This window comes from Micromonospora phaseoli (assembly GCF_900109115.1).
GTDB lineage: Bacteria > Actinomycetota > Actinomycetes > Mycobacteriales > Micromonosporaceae > Micromonospora > Micromonospora phaseoli.
This window is the reverse complement of record NZ_FNYV01000014.1, coordinates 95,997-117,642: the sequence shown is the minus strand read 5'-3', so window position 1 is coordinate 117,642 and position 21,646 is coordinate 95,997. Positions and strand designations below refer to the sequence as shown.

Sequence of the window (21,646 nt, the reverse complement as noted above, 5' to 3'; positions counted from 1 at the left end):
GCGGGGATGGCTACCGTGTCCCGGTGGCGAAGGGGAGCGGCCTCGGCGTACGTGGCTGGCTGCTGCTCGGCCTGATCACCGTCGTAGTGCTCGCCGCGGCCGGAGTCTGGAACCCGTTTCCTGGGATGTGGGAGTGGGTCAACCGGCGTCAGCCGATCTCCGAGCCGGACGTGGCCTGGCAGCAGCGTATCGGCGGCACCCCACGCAGCGTCACGATCGCCGGCGAGGCCGTGGTCATCGAGCAGCGCACCCGGGTCGAGGCCCGCAGTCTGGCCGCCGGCACCCAACTCTGGGAGCGCAAGGCGGACTGGAGCGCGGTGACCGGGGCCGGGCCGGAAGCCGTGGTCGTCGTGGGCCGGCTGCTGGTCAAGGGGTACGAGGTACTCGACCCGACCACCGGGGTGACCCGCCGGCGCGACGGCGACGCGGTGGCCGTCTGGACGTACCGCAACCTGCTGCTCGACGCGCGCTGCGTGGCGGCCACCGACTGCACCCTGAGCGCCTGGGATCCGCGCGGGACGGCGCCGCTGTGGACGGCCTTCCTGCCGGGGGTCAGCGCCGGCCTGTTCGCCGACAACCCGAACCTGCTCGGCACCCGCCGGCTCACCACCGCCCGGGTCGACGGCGAGGTGGCCGGTCCGGAGGCGGTACCGCCGCTGCTCGGCTTCCCGGTCGACGGCCGGGTGCACGTGGTCGACACCGCGACGGGGCGGGTGCTCCAGAACGTCGAGCCCGGCCGCGACGAGCGACTCACCGTGGTCGGTGGACGGCTGCTGCGCATCACGGCCCGTTCGCAGGACGGCAACTGCTACTTCGCGATCTCCGGTCGGGACTCGGCCACCGGTCAGGAGGCGTGGCAGCAGGCGGGAATCAACCTGCGGACCGCCGACAGCGCCGGCTGTGTGCAGCGCGAGGACCCGTACGGCGCCCGCAACGTACTGCTCGGCGTCTCCCCCGACGGCCGGGAGGCGGTGCTCGACTCCTACGACGGACGGCTGCTGCTGGTCGCCGCCAACGGTGAGCGGGTGCTGGCCGTCGACGACCGCTACGCGGTGGTGCGCGCCGCCGACGGTGCCACCGTCTCCGCCCGTGAACTCGGCTCCGGCCGGGTCCGCTGGAAGCGGCCGGTCGGGGAGAAGGCGGGCGCCGCCCTGACCCCGTACGCCGCGATCGTCGCCGACCAGAAGCCCAACCGGCTGGTCGCCCTCGACCCGCGCACCGGACGGGAGTTGGCCATGCTGCGCACCTCGGCGAACGCCCTCGCGGTCGGCCCGGCCGGGATGGTGATCGGGGAGGGGCGGGAGATCGGTTACCTCCGGTTCGGCGGGACCGGCGCAGACCCGGCGGGCGGCGACAACGGGAGCAACGGCACCGCCCCCGGTGCCGGGAACACCCCGGCACCGCAGGACAGCTGCGGTCCGAAGAACGAGTTGTGCGCCGCCCCCGATCCCGGCAAGTGACCCCTCACCGGGGTGGATGGGAGCGCCGCCGCGGTACCCCACCCGGCGGGTGGGACTGATCGACCCGTCTGCCCTAGGCTTTGCCGTCATGAGCGAGCGCCAGCGAGCGAATCATCAAGTCAGTGCGGTGATGCCTCATGGCGGCACGCAGCGAAGCGGAGTGCAGTCATGAGCGGTGCTGACTTCTCGTACGCCCCCCTGCTGCCGACCGGACCCGACCAGACGGAGTACCGCCTGGTCACCGACGAGGGCGTGGACGTCGTGAACGGTCCGGGCGGGCGCCGCTTCCTCACCGTGGAACCGGCGGCGCTCACCGCCCTGACCGCCGAGGCGATGCACGACATCGCGCACTACCTGCGCCCCGCGCACCTGGCCCAGCTGCGGTCGATCATCGACGACCCGGCGGCCTCCCCGAACGATCGTTTCGTCGCGCTGGACCTGTTGCGTAACGCGAACATCGCGGCCGGCGGGGTGCTGCCGATGTGCCAGGACACCGGCACCGCGATCGTGATGGGCAAGCGCGGCCGGCACGTGCTCACCGACGGCGGCGACGCCGAGGCGATCTCGCGCGGCGTGTGGCAGGCGTACACCCGGCTCAACCTGCGCTACTCCCAGCTCGCCCCGCTGACCATGTGGGAGGAGCGCAACACCGGCAGCAACCTGCCCGCCCAGGTCGAGCTGTACGCGGAGGACCCGGACGGCCACCCGGACGCCTACAAGTTCCTCTTCATGGCCAAGGGAGGCGGCTCGGCCAACAAGTCCTACCTCTACCAGGAGACCAAGGCGCTGCTGAACCCGACGCGGATGATGCAGTTCCTGGAGGAGAAGCTGCGGCTGATCGGCACCTCCGCCTGCCCGCCGTACCACCTGGCCGTGGTGGTCGGCGGCACCAGCGCCGAGCACGCCCTGAAGACCGCCAAGTACGCCTCCGCCAAGTACCTCGACACGCTGCCCACCACCGGCTCGATGACCGCGCACGGCTTCCGGGACCTGGAGCTCGAGGCCGAGGTGCTGGAGTTGACCCGCAACTTCGGCATCGGCGCGCAGTTCGGCGGGCGCTACTTCTGCCACGACGTACGGGTGGTGCGGCTGCCCCGGCACGGCGCGTCGTGCCCGGTGGCGATCGCCGTGTCCTGCTCGGCGGACCGGCAGGCGGTTGCCAAGATCACCCCGTCGGGTGTGTGGCTGGAACGACTCGAAACCGACCCGGCCCGCTTCCTGCCCGAGGTCACCGAGGCGCAGTTGGACGCCACCGAGGTGGTACGCGTCGACCTCAACCGGCCGATGGACGAGATCCGCGCCGAGCTGTCGAAGTATCCGGTGAAGACCCGGCTGTCGCTCAACGGTCCGCTGGTGGTGGCCCGGGACATCGCCCACGCCAAGATCGCCGAACGGCTGGACGCGGGTGAGTCGATGCCGCAGTACCTGCGCGACCACGCCGTCTACTACGCCGGCCCGGCGAAGACCCCGGAGGGCTACGCCTCCGGCTCGTTCGGCCCGACCACCGCCGGCCGGATGGACGCGTACGTGGAGAAGTTCCAGGCCGCGGGCGGTTCGATGGTGATGCTGGCCAAGGGCAACCGGTCGGCGCAGGTGACCCGCTCCTGCGAGCAGCACGGCGGTTTCTACCTCGGCTCGATCGGCGGCCCCGCCGCCCGGCTCGCCCAGGACTGCATCAAGCACGTCGAGGTCCTGGAGTACGCGGAGCTGGGCATGGAGGCCGTCTGGAAGATCGAGGTGGAGGACTTTCCGGCCTTCATCGTCGTCGACGACAAGGGCAACGACTTCTTCGCCGAGGTCACCAAGCCGGTGCTCACCATCGGTCGGCGCTAGCCCGGATCCGGCTGACACCGTCCGGCGGTGTCGACATCGGTGCGCCCGTCCGGGCGCTGCCCGAACGGGCGCACCGCCCCCGTCGAATGCCGTCACCGGCAACCCGGTCGAGTGTCGACCCCGGCCCTGTCGATCCGCTCTCACATCGCTATCGCCGAACCGCGACGGCCGGTGGCGGCCGGGCTACCCTGCTGAAGGCCGGGCAATTGCACACGGGGGCGCAAGAATGCGGTTCGGGATCCTGGGAACCTTGCGAGTCGGCGGCGGCGAGGCCACCGTCACCGCGGGCCGGGACCGGATCGTCCTCGCCATGCTGCTGCTACGGGCCGGCCGGATCGTGCCGGTCGACGAACTGGTCGACGCGGTGTGGGAGGACCGGCCACCGGCCACCGCCCGGGCCCAGTTGCAGACCTGCGTGTCCCGCCTGCGGCAGCGCCTCGCCGCGCTGGGGCTGCCGCCGGAACTCATCGTCACCGACCCGGGCGGTTACCTCATCCGTACGGCGGCCGGTGAGGTCGACGCCGAGACGTTCGGGCGCGAGGTGGACGCCGGGCGGGCGGCGCTGGCCGGCGGGCAGCTGGTGGACGCCCGTCGACACTTCCGCGCCGCGCTGACGCTCTGGCGGGGTCCGGCGCTGGGCGGCATCGCGAGCCGGAGCGTGCGCCGCCGGGCGCAGGCCCTCGACGAGCAGCGCCTGACCGCGCTCGAGGAGTGCGTGGACGTCGAGTTGCGGCTCGGCCACGCGGCCGACCTGCTCGACGAACTCACCGAGGCGGTGGAGCGGCATCCGCTCCGTGAGCGGCTGCGCGGCCACCTGATGCTCGCCCTCTCCGCGGTCGGTCGCCAGGCCGACGCGCTCGCCGTCTACCGGGAGGGGCGCCGACTCTACGCGGAGGAGCTGGGCATCGAGCCCGGCGCGGCGTTGCAGGAGCTGCACCAGCGGGTGCTCGCCGGCGACCTGGCGATGGCCGGATCGCAGCGGACGACCACCGTCGCTGTGCGTGGCCTGCCCCGGGCGATCAGCGACTTCACCGGACGGCAGGACACCCTGACCCGCCTGCTCAACGAGATCGAGGAGGGCGGCGCCCGGATCCATCTGATCGACGGGATGGCGGGCAGCGGCAAGACCACTCTCGCCGTGCACCTGGCCGACCGGCTGGGCCACCGGTACCCGGACGCGCAGCTCTTCATCGACCTGCACGGCTACAGCGAGCGGACCCCGCTGACCCCGGCCGCCGCCACGGCGACGCTGCTGCGGCAGCTCGGTGTGCCGGCCGAGCGGATTCCGGTCGACCTGGACGACCGGCTCGCGCTGTGGCGTACCGAACTCTCCGGGCGGCGTGCCCTCGTGCTGCTGGACAACGCCGCCGGCGCCGACCAGGTGATGCCGTTGCTGCCTCCCGGGGGCGCCTGCCTCACGCTCATCACCAGCCGACGCCGTCTGGTGGGAGTCGACGAGGGCCGCCCCTGTTCGCTGCCGGTCCTCGACCTGGACGAGGCGATCGAGCTGCTGGGTCGGGTGGCGGGCGCGGACCGGGTGGTGTCCGAACCGGAGGCCGCGGCCGAGGTGGCTCGCCGCTGCGGCTTTCTGCCGCTGGCCATCCGGCTCGCTGGTGCCCGGTTGGCCCACCGTCCGGGATGGCGGATCGCCGACCTCGTCGATCGGCTGGCCGGTGCCCGCGACCCGCTGGCGGAGCTGGTCGCCGGAAACCGCTCGGTCGGCGACGCGTTCGCCCTGTCGTACGCGCAGGTCTCCCCGGCCGCGCAGCGGCTCTTCCGGCTGCTCGGGCTGCACCCCGGCGTCCGTTTCGACAGCCGGGTCGCCGCCGCGTTGGTCGACCTGCCGTTGGAGGCCACCCAGGATCTGCTGGACGAGCTGGTCGACGCGCACCTGGTCGAGGAGCCCGGCGCCGGCCGGTTCCGCCTGCACGACCTCGTCCGGGAGTACGCCCGACGCCTGCTCACGGCTCCGGACCGGGCTGCCGACCGACACGCGGCGCTGGAGCGCCTGCTCGACCACCACCTGCATGTCGCCGCAGCGATCGCCCGGGACATCGAGCTGCCGTTCAACCGCGCCACCTTCCGGTTACCTGGTCCGAACCGGCCCGATCTGGTGGCCGCCTCGGCCAGCCAGGGTCGGGCGTGGTTCGAGGAGAACCACGCGGCGTTGACGGCGCTGGTCGGGCTCGCCGAGGCCGAGGGTTTCCTGACCGGCTGCTGGCAGCTCGCCCGGGTCTGCTGGCGCGCCAACTACGACGGTGGCCACCTCGACGAATTGATCGAGACGCACACCGTGGCCCTACGTGCCGCCGAGAAGCTCGGCGACGACGAAGCTGTGGCGAACACCCTGAACTATCTGGCCTCGGGCCATCACCGTCTCGCCCAGTACTCGGAGGCGATCCGGCTGATGGAGATGGCGGTGGACATCTATCGCCGGCTGGGGCGAACGCTCAAGCTGCACATGACGCTGGCGAATCTGGGCTCGTGCTACACCGCCCAGGGCGACTATCGGAATGGCAAGGAGCATTTCGAGGCGGCCGGTGCGCTGGTGCCGAAGCTGGACGTGCCGGACGTCCTGGCGAACTGGCTCAACAACCTGTCGTTCGCCCTGCTCATCTGGGGACGTCACGACGAGGCCCTGCGGACCAGCCGGACGCATCTCCTGCTGGCCCGCCAGAACGGGGACGAGCGCCAGCTGGGGCATGCGCTCGGCCACGTCGGCATGATCAGGCGCCGGATGGGGCACACCGGGCCGGCTCGACGGCTGCTGAACGTGGCGCTGCGCCTCAAGCGGAAAACCGGCAACCTGTTCGGCTACGGCGAGGTGCTCAACGAGATCGGGCTGATGGAGCGGGAGGCCGGGCGGCCCGACAAGGCCGCGGCGTGTCACCGGGAAGCCCTCCTCGTGATCATCGAGTCAGGGGACCGCGTCGGCATGTGCACGTCGCGGAATCTGCTGGCGCGAGCGATCCTCGAACAGGGCGACGCACCGAGTGCGCTGGACCTGTTCCGGCGGGTGCTGCACGATGCCACGAAGATCAACAACCGGTACGAACAGGCTCAGGCGCTGGACGGCATCGCCCGCTGCCTGCGTACCACCGAGCCGGCCGCGGCCCGCGCGCACTGGGTCCGGGCGCTCGCCCTGTTCCGCCAACTCGACCTGCCGGAGCGGTACGAGGTCCAGCGGCTGCTCGCCGAGCTGAGCTGAGCGGCTCGGCGCGATCATCTGCACGTCCGCGCGGGACGCGGCAGGATGGTGTTCGTGACGACTACGGAGACGACGGGCTACCGGATCGAACGCGACTCGATGGGCGAGGTGGAGGTGCCCGCCGAGGCGCTGTGGCGGGCCCAGACGCAACGGGCGGTGCAGAATTTCCCGATCTCGGGTCGGGGTATCGAACCGGCCCAGATCCGGGCGCTGGCCCAGATCAAGGGCGCGGCGGCCGAGGTCAACGGCGACCTGGGCGTGATCGATGCGAACGTGGCCGCGGCCATCGCCGCCGCAGCCGCGCACGTGGCCGACGGCGGGTACGACGACCAGTTCCCGGTCGACGTGTTCCAGACCGGCTCCGGCACGTCGTCCAACATGAACACCAACGAGGTGATCGCCACGCTCGCCGGCCGGGAGTTGGGCAGCAGCGTGCACCCCAACGACGACGTCAACGCCTCGCAGTCCAGTAACGACGTCTTTCCGTCCTCGATCCACCTCGCCGCCACCGAGGCGGTCGCGCGGGATCTGCTCCCGGCGCTGGCCCACCTGGCCAGCGCGTTGCAGGGCAAGGCCGACGAGTTCGAGACCGTGGTCAAGGCCGGGCGTACCCACCTGATGGACGCCACGCCGGTGACCCTCGGGCAGGAGTTCGGAGGCTACGCCGCCCAGGTCCGGTACGGCATCGAGCGGTTGGAAGGGGTGCTGCCTCGACTCGCCGAGTTGCCGCTCGGCGGTACGGCGGTGGGCACCGGCATCAACACCCCGCTCGGTTTCGCCGCCCGCGTCATCGAGAAGCTGCGTGACTCGACCGGGCTGCCGCTGGCCGAGGCGCGCAACCACTTCGAGGCGCAGGGCGCCCGGGACGCCCTGGTGGAGACCTCGGGTCAGCTGCGTACCGTCGCGGTCGGGCTGTACAAGATCGCGAACGACATCCGCTGGATGGGTTCCGGACCGCGCGCCGGGCTGCGCGAGCTGCGTATCCCCGACCTCCAGCCGGGCTCGTCGATCATGCCCGGCAAGGTCAACCCGGTGGTCTGCGAGGCCGTCCGGCAGGTCTGCGCGCAGGTCATCGGCAACGACGCGGCCGTGGCCTTCGCCGGCTCACAGGGCGACTTCGAGCTGAACGTGATGCTGCCGGTGATGGGCCGCAACATCCTGGAGTCGATCCGGCTGATCGCCGCGTCGAGCCGGCTGCTCGCCGACCGCTGCGTGGTCGGCCTGGTCGCGGACGCCGAGGTCTGCCTGTCGTACGCCGAGGGCTCGCCCTCGATCGTCACCCCGCTCAACCGCTATCTCGGGTACGACGAGGCCGCCTCGATCGCCAAGGAGGCGCTGGAGAAGCAGATCCCCATCAGGGAGGTGGTGATCTCCCGGGGCCACGTCGACTCCGGCAAACTCACCGAGACCCAGTTGGAGGAGTCGCTCGATCTGCTCCGCATGACCCACCCCTGAGTGGTACGTCGACGCCAGATCAGCGCCGTGTGCACGCCAGATCGGCGCGATGGCGGTATCGACCCGCGTCAACGCCGCCGTTGCGCCGAAACGGTGTGGATCAACGCCGGCGTGGGCATACCTCGGCGGGCAGGTCGGCGGCCGGGAGCTGGATCGACCGCCGGATCTGTCGATGCTGCAACGAGTCTGGGAGGCTACGCTCGGCGCAGCGCTACCGCCGCAGAAGTCGATTGAGCCGTTGAAGGAGATCGCGGAGTCGTGGAGCTGATCTTTCGGGGGCGGTCGGGGTGCGGGCAGCAGGGATCCGGATGGGCCGGTGCTGAGCTTCGACCCGTACACCTGGCAGGTCTTTGTCGCGGCACCGCCGCGCTGAGGTGAGCCTGCCTGGCGCGGAGGTCCTGGAACGGCTGGCGCGGGAAAGCGTCGTCTGGCTCTGCACGCTGCGGCCGGACGGCTCACCGCACCTGACGCCGGTCTGGTTCCTGTATCTCGACGGTGAATGGTGGATCGGCACCGGCGAGCGCAACCGGAAGGTCCGCAACATCGCCGCCGATCCCCGAGTGTCGCTGGCGCTGCCCGACGGCGACGCGCCCGTCGTGGCGGAGGGGACGGCGAGCATCATCCGCCAGCCCTTCCCGCCCGAGGTGGTTGAGGGGCTACGCCGCCGGTACGACGGTTGGGATGTCACGGTGGACGGCCCGGACGGCCGCTACGTCCTGCTCCGGGTCGCGGTGACCCGCTGGCTGATGGCCGGTCGCGCCCGCTGACCGACCTGCCGGGTGGGTCAGGAGCGGGCGGCGGCCTTGCGGGCGCGGTAGGCGCTGACCGCGGCCCGGTTGCCGCAGCCCGCTTCGCAGAACCGGCGGGAGCGGTTCTTCGACAGGTCGACCAGCACGTTGTCGCAGTCGGGATGCTCACAGCTGCGCAGCCGGCGCAGCTCACCGCCGCGCACCACGTCCGCAATCGCCATCGCCGCCTCGACCGCCATCCTGGCGGCCAGGGGGGCGTCCCGGGGGACGGCGTGCAGGTGGTACGGCTCGTCGTCGTGCGTGATGAGCTGGGGCAGCGCGCGGTGTTCGCGGAGCAGCCCGTTGACGATCGACACGATCTCGTCGATGTCGGCGTACCAGATCCGGCGCAGCCGAGGACGCAGGGCGCGTACCGCCCGCAGTTCGGCGTCGCTGTGTTCGTGCCGTCCGCTGTAGGAATGGGTGACGTAGAAGGCGTCCAGGGCGGCGACGTCGGGCAGCCCCTCGCCGTCCGGGCTGTCGGTGTTCACCAGCGCGGCGGCGGCGATCAGCGAACATTCAGTGTCATGGGCGAACAGCAACTTGACTCCTGTCATGGCCCCGGTCTAGCGTCATCGACATAACCCTACTTTGCCCATGGCGGGCGAGCTGTGCCAAGGAGAGCCCGATGCGTCAACCGTCCGCCGCCGGTGCCGGCCTCGCACTGGCCCTGCTCTCCGCAGTCACCTTCGCCACCTCGGGCACCTTCGCCCGCTCCCTGATCGACGACGGCTGGTCGGCCGAGGCGGTCGTCATCGCCCGGGTCGGCATCGCCGCCCTGGTGCTGGCGGTGCCCGCGGTGCTCGTCCTGCGGGGCCGGTGGTCCGTGCTGCGCCGAAACATCACGTCGATCGGCGTCTTCGGGCTGCTCGGGGTCGCGGTGGCCCAGGCCTGCTTCTTCAACGCTGTGCGCTACCTGCCGGTCGGTCTGGCGTTGCTGCTGGAGTATCTGGGCGTCATCCTCGTTGTCGGCTGGACCTGGCTCGTACAGGGACAGCGTCCCCGCCGGCTGACCGTTGCCGGCTCGGTGGTCGCCCTCGCCGGCCTGGTCTTCGTGCTCGACCTGACCGGAACCGGCCGGCTCGACCCGGTCGGCGTGCTCTGGGGCCTGGGCGCGGCAGTCGGGCTGGCCGGCTATTTCGTGCTCGCCGGCCGCGTCGACTCCGCGCTGCCGTCGGTGGTGATGGCCAGCGGCGGGATGGCCGCCGGCGCCGGCGCGCTGCTGCTGCTCGGTCTGGCCGGGGCGCTGCCACTGCGGGCAACCTTCGACACCGTGCAGTTCGCCGGGCAGCAGACCAGTTGGCTGGTACCGATCGCCGGGCTCGCACTGGTGGCCGCGGTCGTCGCGTACCTCGCGGGGATCGCCGCGGTGCGCGCTCTCGGTTCCCGGCTGGCCTCCTTCGTCGGGCTGAGCGAGGTGCTGTTCGCGGTGCTGATCGCCTGGCTGGTGCTCGGTGAGCTGCCGACGATCGTGCAACTGCTCGGTGGGGCCCTGATCGTCGCGGGGGTGGCGCTGGTGCGCCTCGACGAACTGCGGGCACCTGTCGAACCGGAGCGGCCGAAGGCGGCGGAGCCGGCCCTCACGTGACACGCTGGGCGTCGTGCTGACCACGGTGGTGTTCGATGCCGACGAGACCCTGATCGACCTGCGTCCGGCCGTCACCGGCGGGCTGGAGGCCGTACTGGCGCAGATGCGGCGGCTGACCCCGGCGGCGGCCGAGGTTTGCCTGGCGGACCTGGAATCAGACTGGGACGCGGTCTTCGGTGCCCTGGCGCAGGCGCCGGTCACCGAGATCCGGCGGGCGGCGCTGGCGCGCTCGCTGGACCGGGCCGGGCTCGTCGCCCACCTGGACGAGGCGGCCACGATCTTCTTCGCCCGGCGGTTCGCGCTGACCAGGCCGTTCGCCGACGTACTACCGGCGCTCGCCGCGCTGCGCCAGCGCTGGACGATTGGCTTCGCCACCAACGGCAACAGCCGCACGGAACGCTGCGGGCTCGCCGGCGAGTTCGCCTTCGAGGTGTACGCGCACGATGACGGCCTGCCCAAGAAGCCTGCCCCGGAGTTCTACGCCGCGGTGTGCTCGGCGGCCGGTGTGCCGCCGGAACAGGTGGTGCACGTCGGCGACAACCCGGTGCACGACGTGGTCGGTGCGCAACGGGCCGGGCTGCGCGCGGTCTGGCTCAACCGCCGCAACGAACAGTTGCCCGCAGGTGTGACGCCGGACGCGTCGGTGCGCACGCTGGCCGACCTGCCTGCCGTCCTGGCCGAGCTGCCGACTGTCCGGGCCGGTCTGCCCGGCGAAGGGGATCTTCCCCCGCAGATCCGGCGGCGGTCTGGCGAAACTCCCCGGGTTGATGTCTGATGACGCCACGTACCTCAACGAGAGGATTCGATGTGGTGAGCAAGCGCTTCACCGTCGGTGCCGTCGCGACCGCGGCGGTACTGGCACTCACGGTGACGGGGATGGCGGTGCCTGCCAGCGCCGAGCCGACGGCCGTCCGAACCTTCACCGTCGTCGCCGAGGACGGGGTCTCCGGCGACGCGGCCGTCGCCGCGATCCGGTCGGCCGGCGGGACCGTGGTGTCCCGCACCGACGAGGTCGGCGTGTACCAGGTGACCAGCGACCGGACCGACTTCGCGGCGAAGGCGACCGCCGCCGGGGCGCTGATCGGTGCCGCCGAGCAGCGGGCGATCGGACGCAAGCCCAAGCTGGACCGGGTCGAGCAGGAACACCTGCTGGCCGCGGCCGCCGCCAAGGGTGCCGCCCGGAAGTCGGGCAAGAAGCCGGCCAAGATGGACCCGCTGGACGACAAGCTCTGGGGCCTGGAGATGATCCGGGCCGACAAGGCGCGCAAGGTCGAGCCCGGCGACCGCCGGGTGACCGTCGGCGTGCTGGACACCGGTGTGGACGCGAGCCACCCCGACATCGCCCCGAACTTCAACTGGGCGTTGTCGCGCAACTTCGCACCCGACATCCCCGAGATCGACGGGGAGTGTGAGGTCGCGAGCTGCCTCGACCCGGCCGGCACGGACGACGGTGGGCACGGCACGCACGTCGCCGGCACCGTCGGTGCCGCGGCGAACGGGTACGGCCTCTCCGGCGTGGCTCCGGGGGTGTCGCTGGTCAACCTCAAGGGCGGCCAGGACTCGGGCTACTTCTTCCTGAACCCGGTGGTCAACGCCCTGCTGCACGCCGGCCGGTCCGGCCTGGACGTGGTCAACATGTCCTTCTACGTCGACCCGTGGCTCTACAACTGCACCGCGAACCCGGCGGACTCGCCGGAGGCGCAGGCGGCGCAGCGGGCCACCATCCGGGCTATGAAGCGGGCGCTGACCTTCGCCCACGACCGTGGCGTCACCCTGGTCGGTGCGCTCGGCAACAACTACGAGGACCTGGGCGACCCGCGCACCGACACCTCCAGCCCCAACTACGGTGATGTCGCGCCGTACCCGCGTGAGATCGACAACGACAGCTGCTGGGATCTGCCCACCGAGGGGCCGCACGTCATCAGCGTCTCCTCCGTCGGCCCGTCCGGTAAGAAGGCCGACTACTCCAACTACGGCACCGAGCAGACCGCCGTCGCCGCACCGGGCGGCTGGTTCCGGGATGGCTTCGGCACCGACACGTTCCGCACCGACGCCAACATGATCCTCTCGACGTACCCGAAGAAGGTCCTCCAGGAGGAGGGGGCGGTCGACGAGGACGGCAACATCGTGGCGGGCGCCGAGACGTTCGTGTTCAAGGAGTGCAAGAAGAACGGCGAGTGCGGCTACTTCACGTACCTGCAGGGCACCTCGATGGCGGCACCGCACGCCTCCGGCGTGGCCGCGCTCATCGTGAGCCGGCACGGCAAGCCGCAGGGCCGGGGCGGTTACGGCCTCGCGCCGGACTCGGTCGAGCGGCACCTGCTTCGGACGGCAACCGCGCACGCCTGCCCGGAGCCGCGGCTGCAGAGCTACGTCAACGAGGGTCGGCCGGTCGAGTTCAACGCCTACTGCGACGGCCCGGTCAACTTCAACGGCTTCTACGGGCACGGCATCATCGACGCGTACGCGGCGGTGACCACCCGGCCCTGAGCTTGATCGGCACGATCTCGGCGGAATGGCGGTTACCGCGCGTCTGGGTAACCGCCATTCCGGCGTTATGGGGACGATCACGGCCGCCATCCCGCGTTGGTGAGTGCCGTGCGGACCTCGCGCAGCAACCTGGGGAAGTCGTGGTGCAGTCGCCGGCTGGTCACGTGCAGCACCCGCCACCCAGCCCCGACGAACTGGTTGAGACGCTGCCGGTCCAGGTGGATCTGGTCGGGATCGACGTGCCACTGGCCGTCGTACTCGACGGCTACCTGGTAGTCGGGCCAGGCCAGGTCTGGATGCAGGATCAGCCCGCTGGGCAGCCGCACCGGGTGTTGGGTCACCGGCCGGGGCAGCCCGGACAGGACCAGCCGGACCCGTAGCTGCGACTCCGGTGGCGACTGCGCACCAGGGTCGGCGAGGCCGAAGACCCACCGGGCCCGCCGGCCGCCGGGCCGATCCGCGTTCGCCACCGCGATGGCGTCGAGCCCGGCGCAGCTCACCAGCCCCTGCCGGAGCAGGGTGTCGATGATCCTCACCGCGTGGACCGGCGACAACCACACTGCGCATTCCCAGGCGCTGGAGGCCGGATCCGATCGGGACGGAAGATGTTTCACGGCGCCATCCGGATCCGGCTGGCTGTCGGGCTGCCACGCTGGCCGGCCACCGAATTGCCCTGCCGGTAGCCGCGAAGGCCAAGCCTGCGTCCCGTGCCGCACTGTGGTCGCTTGCCGGACGACGCCCGTTGACGGAGGTAGGTGCGGGCCGGTGGTGTGCACCCGGATGCCGCGTTGTGAGCCGAGCCGGAGCCATCCGGGCGCGAGGACGTGCACGTCGTCGGAGAACGTCGCGGCGTGCTCGACACCGTGCAGGTAGGCCGCCGACGGCCCCGCGACCACCACACCGGACGGTAGGCGCAGGGCTGCCGCCCGGCACACCAGCGCGTGATCGCGGTCGAGCCGGGAGTCGGCATAGACGTCGTGCATCAGGCGGACCCACGACGCGCCGCGAAGCTGGTGCCGGGTGAGCAGGCGGTCGTGGATCGCGGTGGAACCGCGGAACACCTGCCAGGCCAGGGCGGCGGGTCGGAGCGGACGAGGAGGCATGACCTCACCTTGCGCCTGCCCGGCTGGCCCGCGACACCCCTGTGGATAACCGCCGTGACCCGGGGACGGCCGTCCTGTGGATAACCGCACCACCCAATTCCTGGTGTGGTATCGCCGGTGTTGATCCACTCCATCTCGCCGAGGTGGTGGCTTCACGTGTACCCGTATGCCGCCATTTCAGCGGACCGGAGTGGATCACCGGCCGACGTCGGGCGATGAGTGGCGCGAGGCGGGGGACTGCGGCCTGAGTCGGGGACTCAGGACAGCGCGGTGGCGATCGCGGTGGCGGCGGCGAGCACCTGCGCGCCGACCGCCTCGGCGTCCAGCGGGGCCAACGCGATCACCCCGACGCTCGCCTCCAGGCCGGGCACCCCGAGCACCGGGGCGGCCACCCCGTACGCGCCGGGTTGCAGTTCGCCGACGGTGCTCACCGGGCCGGTCTGGCCCGACCGACCGGCGACGATGGCCCGCCCGGCCGCACCGCGTTCGAGCGGATGCCGGGCCCCGGTCCGGTACGCCACGTGAAACGACGTCCAACTCGGCTCGACCACCGCCAGCGCGACCCCCTCGCCCCCCTCCACGACGGTGAGGTGGGCGGTGGCCCCGGCCTGCTCGGCGAGTCGTCGTAGCGCGGGCAGCGCACCTTCGGCGAGCAGCGGCTGGGCCCGCCGAGCCAGGTGCAGCACCCCGGCGCCGAGGCGTAGCCGGCCGCCCGCGTCGCGGCGTAGCATCCCGTGCCCGGCCAGCGGCCCGACCAGCCGGTAGACCGCGGCCCGACCGATGCCCAGCCGGTTCGCCGCCTCGGTCACGGTCAGTCCGCCCGGGGCGTCCGCGACCAGGTGCAGCAGCCGTAGTCCCCGGTCCAGGGTCTGTGACGCCTCGCCACCCGGCTGCAGGGGTGGCGGCGGGTCGATCCCGGGCACTGCGGGGGTGCTCACGACCAGCAGCGTACGACCTGCCTGCGCCCGCCCGGCTCCGGCCGCCCGGGAAAACGACGGACAGTTACCCTTGTACGGTGACGCTACGCCTGTATGACACCGCCACCAGATCGGTGCGGGACTTTGTCCCGCGGGAAGCCGGCAAGGTGGGGGTCTACCTGTGTGGCCTCACTCTTCAGGCACCGCCGCACATCGGTCATCTTCGTTCCGGCGTCAACTACGACGTGTTACGTCGCTGGCTGTCGGCCGCCGGTCTCCAGGTCACCTTCATCCGCAACGTGACCGACATCGACGACAAGATCCTGGTCAAGGCGCAGGAGCAGGAGCGGCCCTTCTGGTCGATCGCGTACGCCAACGAGCTGAACCTAGCCGGGGCGTACCGGGCGTTGAACGTGCTGCCGCCGACCTACGAGCCGCGGGCCACCGGGCACATCCCCGAGATGCTCGAACTGATCGCGCAGTTGATCGACCGTGGTCACGCGTACCCGGCCACCGACGACTCCGGCGACGTGTACTTCGACGTGGGTTCGTGGCCGGCGTACGGGGAGTTGTCCAACCAGTCGCCCGAGGACATGCAGTCCGCCTGTGAAGCCCCGGAGCGTGGTAAGCGTGACCAGCGCGACTTCGCGCTCTGGAAGGGCGCCAAACCGGGCGAGCCGGCGGATGCCTTCTGGCCGTCGCCGTGGGGGCGGGGGCGGCCCGGCTGGCACATCGAGTGCTCGGCGATGTGCTGGCGGTATCTCGGCGCCGAGTTCGACATCCACGGCGGCGGGCTCGACCTGACCTTCCCCCACCACGAGAACGAACTGGCCCAGTCCCAGGCCGCCGGTCTGCCCTTCGCCCGGTACTGGGTACACCACGGCCTGCTCAGCATCGGTGGGACGAAGATGGGCAAATCACTGGGCAACGCTCTCGACCTCGACTACGTCGCCTCGCTCGGGGTACGCCCCGTCGAGCTGCGCTACTACTACGTCGCCGCGCACTACCGCTCACGGATCGACTACTCGGAGGAGGCGCTGCGCGAGGCGGCCGTGGCGTACCGGCGGATCGAGGGTTTCGTGCAGCGGGCCGTGGAACGGGTGGGCGTCGGCCAGTTCGGCGAGGTGCCGGCCGGGTTCGCCGCGGCGATGGACGACGACCTGAACACCTCGGCCGCGCTGGCCGCGCTGCACGAGGTGCTCCGGGACGGCAACAACGCGTTGGCCGGCGGGGACGATGTGACCGTGCGCACCACGCTCGCCGGAGTCCGCGCGATGCTGGATATCCTCGGGGTCGACCCCCTCGACCCGGCGTGGACCGGTGGGGCCCGGGCGAGTGACCTCCGTGGTGTGGTGGACTCCCTGGTCGCCCTGGCCCTGGAACAGCGCGCGCAGGCCCGGCTCCGCAAGGACTGGGCGGCGGCCGATGTGCTGCGGGATCAACTCAAGCGGGCCGGAGTGGTTGTCGAGGACACCCCCCAGGGCCCGCGTTGGAGTATTGGAGAACATGACTGATGGCCGGCAATTCGCAGCGCCGTGGCCGGCGGGTGACGTCGAAGGCGAGCGCACCCAAGGGGTCCGGCGGTAAGAACAAGGACTCCCTCGCCGGCCGTGGCCGGACCCTGCCGGCCGACGAGCGCCCCTGGCACAAGGGCTACTCGGGCACCGAGAAGCTGCCGCAGCGCACCGCGTGGAAGCAGGACAAGGAGCGCCGGGCGGCAGCCGAGGAGGGCCGGGCGCCGAAGATCGGCAAGCCGGGCAGCAAGGACACCACCTGGGGCCGGGGCGGTGGTCGGGGTACGCCCACCGCGAGCCCCACCCGCGGCAGGCAGCCCGCCGGCCGGGGTGGCAGTGGTCCCCGGGTCGCGCCGGGACGCAAGTCCAACCCCGCGAAGGACACCCCGGAACTGCTGGTCGGCCGCAACCCGGTGTTGGAGGCACTGCGCACCGCAGTGCCGGCGACGGCGCTCTACACCGCCCAGGGCATCGACGTCGACGACCGGGTGAAGGAGACCATCCGTACCGCGGCCGACCGGGGCATCGCGATCCTGGAGGTCAGTCGGGCCGAGTTGGACCGGATGACCGGAGGTGTGCTGCACCAGGGGGTCGGCCTCCAGGTGCCGCCGTTCGCGTACGAGCCGTTCGAGGATCTGATGGCCGCGGCGCTGGAGCAGCCGGCGCCGCTGCTGGTGGCGCTGGACGGGGTCACCGACCCGCGTAACCTCGGCGCGGTGATCCGCTCGGCCGCCGCGTTCGGCGCGCAGGGCGTCTTCGTGCCGGAGCGGCGGGCGGCCGGGATCACCGCGACCGCCTGGCGCACCAGCGCCGGCGCGGCGGCCCGGGTACCGGTGGCCCAGGTCACCAACCTGACCCGGTCGCTGAAGGCCTGCCGGGACGCGGGCTTCGTGGTGGTCGGTCTGGACGCCGACGGCGAGACGGACCTGTACGACCTGGAGGCCGCGGTCGGCCCGCTGGTCGTGGTGGTCGGCTCGGAGGGGCGGGGGCTGTCCCGGCTCGTCGGGCAGACCTGCGACCTGACCGTCAGCATCCCGATGATCTCCGAGCTGGAGTCGCTGAACGCGAGCGTGGCCGCCGCGGTCACCCTGGCCGAGGTGGCTCGCCGCCGGGCCGTCGAGAGCTGAGAACCGGACACGGTACGCGGAAAGGGGCGGCCCGCTCGCTGCGGGCCACCCCTTTCGCGTCGCTACGTCAGATGCGCTGACCGGTGGTGGCGTGGAAGAAGTGGTTCTGGCCGACACGCGGCTTCACGAAGATCGTGTCGCCCATGCTCGGCATGGTCCGCCGGTCGGTACGCACCACGAACCGCTCGGAGGCGCCGTCCAGGGCGGCGTGGCCGTAGACGTTGGCGTCGGAGCCGAGGTCCTCGACCAGCTCGACCACGACCGGCATGCCGCCCTCGGTCGGGCTGACGATGTCGCAGTCCTCCGGACGGAAGCCGACGGTCACCTTGCCGTCGCCGCCCTCGGTGCGGGCCGCCTCGGTCTGCTCCCGGGTCAGCGGGATGAGCATCTCGGCGAACGCCGCGCCCTGCTCGGAGAGCTGCACGGTCTTGATGTTCATGGCAGGCGAGCCGATGAAACCGGCGACGAAGACGTTGGCCGGGGCGTCGTAGAGCGTCCGCGGGGTGTCCACCTGCTGGAGCACGCCGTCGAGCATGACCGCCACCCGGTGGCCCATGGTCATGGCCTCGACCTGGTCGTGGGTCACGTAGACGGTGGTGATGCCGAGCTTGGCCTGCAGCGAGGCGATCTGGGTACGGGTCTGGACCCGGAGCTTGGCGTCGAGGTTCGACAGCGGCTCGTCCATCAGGAAGACCTGGGGCTCCCGGACGATGGCCCGGCCCATCGCGACCCGCTGGCGCTGACCGCCGGAGAGCGCCTTGGGCTTGCGGCTCAGGTACTCCTCCAGCTGGAGCAGCGCCGCCGCCTCCTTGACCCGCCGGTCGATCTCGGCCTTCGGGGTCTTGCGCAGCTTCAGCGCGAACGCCATGTTCTCGTACACCGACATGTGCGGGTAGAGGGCGTAGTTCTGGAAGACCATCGCGATGTCGCGAGCCTTCGGCGGCAGGTGGGTGACGTCCCGGTCGTCGATGTAGATCGCGCCGTCGTCGACGTCCTCCAGGCCGGCGAGCATGCGCAGGCTGGTGGACTTACCACAACCGGAGGGGCCCACGAGGACGAGGAACTCGCCGTCGCCGATCTGGAGGTCGAGCTGGTTGACCGCGGGGCGTTCGGTGCCCGGATAAATCCGGGACGCCTTCGCGTAGGTGACCGTAGCCATGAGGGGGCTGCTTCCTTTCACCGGCAGGAACGTGCCGGACGATCCGAGTGAAGGAGCGACCGGCAGGTATCCCGTGCCGGCGCCACGGCCGTCGGGGCAAGCCCGTGTCGTCCGTGTCACTGCACGGTAAACGGCTTTCGCCGCGATGCCAAGGCGCGGCGACGGCCGATACTTCCGCAGCATTCGCATTCCGGTCACTCGGGCATGGTCAGCCACGAATCGACGCCCACGCGTCGGGATGTTGACGTTTCCCATGCTCGGGACCCCTGCGGAGCAGGAAAAGCGGACGCCGGTCGCTATGCTGGCCACGACACAACGCCCCTGTAGCTCAGCTGGCCAGAGCACCCGCCTTGTAAGCGGGATGTCGCCGGTTCGATCCCGGCCGGGGGCTCAATCTGTATCACGCACGGCGCACCGGGCTGACACCTCGATGTGGCCGGGTGTTCAGGCGGGCTCGTTACGCTCCGCCTCCATCCGCCACCACGAGCAGGGACGCCCGCCGCGTGCACCACGCCAACCACTATTACGGGCACTCCCACGTGCTGGCCCGCTACTGCGGGCTCGACGACCGGGACCCGCCGCGCATCCACGGGTACCTCCAGCACGGCTGGAACATCGGCGACGGAATGGCCCCCGACCACGAGTTCGTGCCGGGGGTACCACTGTTTCTCTGGTCCGAACGAACCCGGCGGCGGGCCTGGTCGCTCGGGCGTCGGCAGACGTACGTGGTCGGCGCGCCGTGGGCGTACCTGCTGGCAATGGAGCCGGACGGCCCGCAGCGGCGGGAGGGCACCATCTGGTACCCGTTCCACGGCTGGGAGGGGCAGCGGGTGGTGGGCGACCACGGCCGGCTGATCGACGAGATCCGGTCCGTCGAGGCGGGCCCGGTGACGGTCTGCCTCTACTGGCAGGAGTACCGGTCGACGCGGGTGCGGCAGCACTACGAGCGGGCCGGCTTCCGGGTGGTCTGCCACGGCTACCGGGGCGGCCGGTGGCGCGACCTCGACCCTGGGTTCCTGCACCGACAGCTGGCCGAGCTGCGTGGGCACCGGCGGGTCGCCTCGAACCGGCTGTGCAGTGCGATCTACTACGGCATCCTGGCCGGCTGCGAACCGGCCGTGTACGGCGACCCGATGCAGCTGGCCGGGGAGGCCCCGGTCTGGGGCGGCCAGCCACGGATCCGCCGGCAGTGGGCGCAGCTGCACGGTCCGCGGATCGACCGCGACGTCGCACGTGAACTCGCGGTTACCGAGCTGGGCGCCGATCGTCTGCTTCCGCCGGTCGAGCTGCGCCGGCTGCTCCGCTGGCCCGAGCCCGGTGCCGACGCGGCCGGACCCGCCAACGGCGCGGCGCGTGACGGCGCGGCATTCGAACAGGCCACGCCGCCGGTCGCGGCCGGTGAGCGACCCGGGATGGGAGTGGCCCGATGAGCCCGGGGACGCCGGTGCGGCTGCTCGGTGACGAGATGCACGCGTGGTCGGACCTCGACGGCGCGCACGGCCCCGGCCCGGTACGCGGGACAGGGCTGGCCGCGCTGCTCACCGGCGCGTACGGCCGCACGCTCGTGGTCGGGCCGCACCACCCCGAGCTGCTGGACACGCTGCCACCGGCGGACCTGACCGTGCTGGTGCGGGGACTGCCGGACGCCGAGGCGTTGGCCGCACGGTACGCGGACCGGCCGGGAGTCCGGGTGTGCTGCGGCGGTCCGGAGCGACTCACCACCGGTCCGGCGTACGACACCGTGGTGGCCCTGGACGGTCTGGCGCGGCTCAACTCGGTCGAGGGCGCGGAGCTGACCTGGGGTGAGGCGTTCGAACTGCTCGTCTCGGTGCTGCGGCCGGGCGGCCGGTTGCTGCTCGGGGTCGAGAACCACATCGGGCTGCACCGGTTACTCGCGTTGCCGGCGGGCAGCACCGACTCCGACTGGGCGGCGCTCGGCGAGTACGACGACACCCGCCCGGCGGGGCTGGCCCGCCTGCGGGATCGGTTGGCGGCGGCGGGGCTGCGGATCGGTGGCACCTGGGCGGCCTTCCCGTCACCCCGGGCACCCGTCGCGCTGCTCGGCACGGAGTTGCTGGCCGACGCCGACCTGACCGGATTCCTCCAGGCCGCGCTGGCCGTTGTGGAGCCCGCCCGGCTGGGACCGGTGGACCCGGAACCCGTGCTGCCGGGGCCGGTGGACCCGGAACCCGTCCTGCCGGGGCTGGCGGACCCGGAACGGCTGGCCGGCGCGGCGATCCGGAACGGGGCCGCTCTGGAGCTCGCGCCCGGCTGGGTCCTGCTGGCCGAACGGCGGCCGGACCACGGGACCGTCCCGGTCGGTCACGACACCTGGGCACCTGCCGCTGGCGCAACGCCGGCCGCGGCGGTGCTCGTGCAGGAGGGAAGGGTGCGGCAGGTTCACCCTGACCAGGCCGGCGGGTGGCGGTTCGCCGACGGCGGGGCGGTTCCGTCGGGGCGTACCGTCGAGGATCTGGTGGTTGCCGCGTCGTTGCGGCGGGACCTGCCCGCGGTGCGTGCGCTGCTCACCGCCTGGCAGTCCGGTGTGGAGGCCGGCGTGCCGGCGGACCGTCTGGTGGTCACGCCGACCGGCGACTGGCACGGCCTGGCCGCCGCGACCGAGCCGGTGGCGGCGTTGCGGCGGCTGGCGTCCCGGCTGGTCGACGCGGGGCTCGCCGACCTGTGGCCGGCCGGAGAGTTGGCCGCGACGCTGGCCGTCACGGCCGGACAGCGGCCGGGCCCGCTCGTCGGCGATGGCGACGACGGCCGTGTCCGGGGCTGGCGGGAGTTGACGGTGGACCGGGACCGGCTGGCTCGCGAGCTGACCGAGGCACGCGCCCTCCAGCGATGGTACGAGCGCACCCTGACCGAACGCGACGACGAGCTGAAGCGGCTGCGCCGGATCGTCTCGCTGCTGCACGGCACCCCCACCGCACGAGCCGGCCGCCTGCTGCTCGCCGCCGTCCGCACCGCCCGCTCCGCCGTCCGCCGCCCCACCCCCTGA

16 protein-coding genes, 1 tRNA gene and 1 pseudogene are annotated in these 21,646 nt (G+C 71.9%); 14 read left to right on the top strand and 4 right to left on the bottom strand.

Going from position 1 to position 21,646, the window contains the following annotated elements:
• Positions 1–23 precede the first annotated feature (23 nt).
• The 6 genes and pseudogenes from BMY89_RS26620 to BMY89_RS26595 all read left to right on the top strand — a co-directional run bounded on the left by BMY89_RS26620 (position 24) and on the right by BMY89_RS26595 (position 8,723).
• Positions 24–1,460: an outer membrane protein assembly factor BamB family protein gene (locus tag BMY89_RS26620; protein WP_092382862.1), complete on the top strand. Its 1,437-nt coding sequence runs from the start codon at positions 24–26 to the stop codon at positions 1,458–1,460.
• Between the two features lie 168 nt (positions 1,461–1,628).
• The gene (locus BMY89_RS26615; RefSeq protein WP_092382819.1) at positions 1,629–3,293 is read left to right on the top strand and encodes a fumarate hydratase; all 1,665 of its coding nucleotides are present in this window, start codon (positions 1,629–1,631) and stop codon (positions 3,291–3,293) included.
• Positions 3,294–3,519: 226 nt separating this feature from the next.
• On the top strand, positions 3,520–6,501 hold the full coding sequence (locus BMY89_RS26610) for an AfsR/SARP family transcriptional regulator (RefSeq protein ID WP_092382818.1): 2,982 nt from the start codon (positions 3,520–3,522) through the stop codon (positions 6,499–6,501).
• A gap of 54 nt (positions 6,502–6,555) precedes the next feature.
• Complete coding sequence (locus BMY89_RS26605) at positions 6,556–7,956, top strand: class II fumarate hydratase (RefSeq protein ID WP_092382861.1); 1,401 nt, start codon at positions 6,556–6,558, stop codon at positions 7,954–7,956.
• A gap of 115 nt (positions 7,957–8,071) precedes the next feature.
• Positions 8,072–8,224: pseudogene (locus BMY89_RS26600) on the top strand (transcriptional regulator); the annotation flags it as partial.
• A 106-nt stretch (positions 8,225–8,330) separates the two neighbouring features.
• Positions 8,331–8,723 (top strand): pyridoxamine 5'-phosphate oxidase family protein, encoded by a 393-nt coding sequence (locus tag BMY89_RS26595; protein WP_232521560.1) that lies wholly within the window; start codon positions 8,331–8,333, stop codon positions 8,721–8,723.
• Positions 8,724–8,740: 17 nt separating this feature from the next.
• On the opposite strand, the gene BMY89_RS26590 is transcribed toward BMY89_RS26595, so the two are convergent.
• Positions 8,741–9,286: a CGNR zinc finger domain-containing protein gene (locus tag BMY89_RS26590; protein ID WP_170147638.1), complete on the bottom strand. Its 546-nt coding sequence runs from the start codon at positions 9,284–9,286 to the stop codon at positions 8,741–8,743.
• An 86-nt stretch (positions 9,287–9,372) separates the two neighbouring features.
• On the opposite strand from BMY89_RS26590, the gene BMY89_RS26585 reads away from it, so the two are divergent.
• From BMY89_RS26585 to BMY89_RS26575, 3 genes are read left to right on the top strand one after another with little or no spacing between them, the layout of a single operon-like run.
• Positions 9,373–10,332, top strand: a complete 960-nt coding sequence (locus BMY89_RS26585; RefSeq protein WP_092382815.1) for an EamA family transporter — start codon at positions 9,373–9,375, stop codon at positions 10,330–10,332.
• A 13-nt stretch (positions 10,333–10,345) separates the two neighbouring features.
• Positions 10,346–11,107, top strand: coding sequence for an HAD family hydrolase (locus BMY89_RS26580; RefSeq protein ID WP_092382814.1), 762 nt, complete (start codon positions 10,346–10,348; stop codon positions 11,105–11,107).
• A 35-nt stretch (positions 11,108–11,142) separates the two neighbouring features.
• Positions 11,143–12,822 carry a S8 family serine peptidase gene (locus tag BMY89_RS26575; RefSeq protein ID WP_092382860.1) on the top strand — a complete coding sequence of 560 codons (1,680 nt, stop codon included), beginning with the start codon at positions 11,143–11,145 and terminating at the stop codon, positions 12,820–12,822.
• 77 nt (positions 12,823–12,899) lie between these two features.
• On the opposite strand, the gene BMY89_RS26570 is transcribed toward BMY89_RS26575, so the two are convergent.
• A complete protein-coding gene (locus tag BMY89_RS26570; RefSeq protein ID WP_092382813.1) occupies positions 12,900–13,925 on the bottom strand; it encodes an endonuclease domain-containing protein in 1,026 nt (341 codons plus the stop codon).
• Between the two features lie 257 nt (positions 13,926–14,182).
• A complete protein-coding gene (locus tag BMY89_RS26565) occupies positions 14,183–14,863 on the bottom strand; it encodes an IclR family transcriptional regulator (RefSeq protein ID WP_232521559.1) in 681 nt (226 codons plus the stop codon).
• Positions 14,864–14,940: 77 nt separating this feature from the next.
• On the opposite strand from BMY89_RS26565, the gene cysS reads away from it, so the two are divergent.
• Together cysS and rlmB are read left to right on the top strand one after the other, a co-directional pair.
• Positions 14,941–16,356 carry a cysteine--tRNA ligase gene (cysS, locus tag BMY89_RS26560; protein ID WP_092382811.1) on the top strand — a complete coding sequence of 472 codons (1,416 nt, stop codon included), beginning with the start codon at positions 14,941–14,943 and terminating at the stop codon, positions 16,354–16,356.
• Positions 16,356–17,483: a 23S rRNA (guanosine(2251)-2'-O)-methyltransferase RlmB gene (gene rlmB / locus BMY89_RS26555; RefSeq protein WP_092382810.1), complete on the top strand. Its 1,128-nt coding sequence runs from the start codon at positions 16,356–16,358 to the stop codon at positions 17,481–17,483. Before cysS ends, rlmB begins: the two co-directional genes overlap by 1 nt.
• Positions 17,484–17,550: 67 nt before the next feature.
• Here rlmB and BMY89_RS26550 read toward each other — a convergent pair whose 3' ends face one another.
• Entirely contained in the window at positions 17,551–18,642 is a 1,092-nt protein-coding gene (locus BMY89_RS26550) for an ABC transporter ATP-binding protein (RefSeq protein WP_092382809.1), read from the bottom strand.
• Positions 18,643–18,959: 317 nt separating this feature from the next.
• Here BMY89_RS26550 and BMY89_RS26545 point away from each other — a divergent pair.
• From BMY89_RS26545 to BMY89_RS26535, 3 genes are all read left to right on the top strand, one after another.
• A tRNA-Thr gene (locus BMY89_RS26545) sits at positions 18,960–19,033 on the top strand.
• Between the two features lie 112 nt (positions 19,034–19,145).
• Positions 19,146–20,072, top strand: coding sequence for a hypothetical protein (locus BMY89_RS26540; RefSeq protein WP_232521558.1), 927 nt, complete (start codon positions 19,146–19,148; stop codon positions 20,070–20,072).
• A complete protein-coding gene (locus BMY89_RS26535) occupies positions 20,069–21,646 on the top strand; it encodes a hypothetical protein (RefSeq protein ID WP_139218015.1) in 1,578 nt (525 codons plus the stop codon). The genes BMY89_RS26540 and BMY89_RS26535 overlap by 4 nt, the downstream gene beginning before the upstream one ends.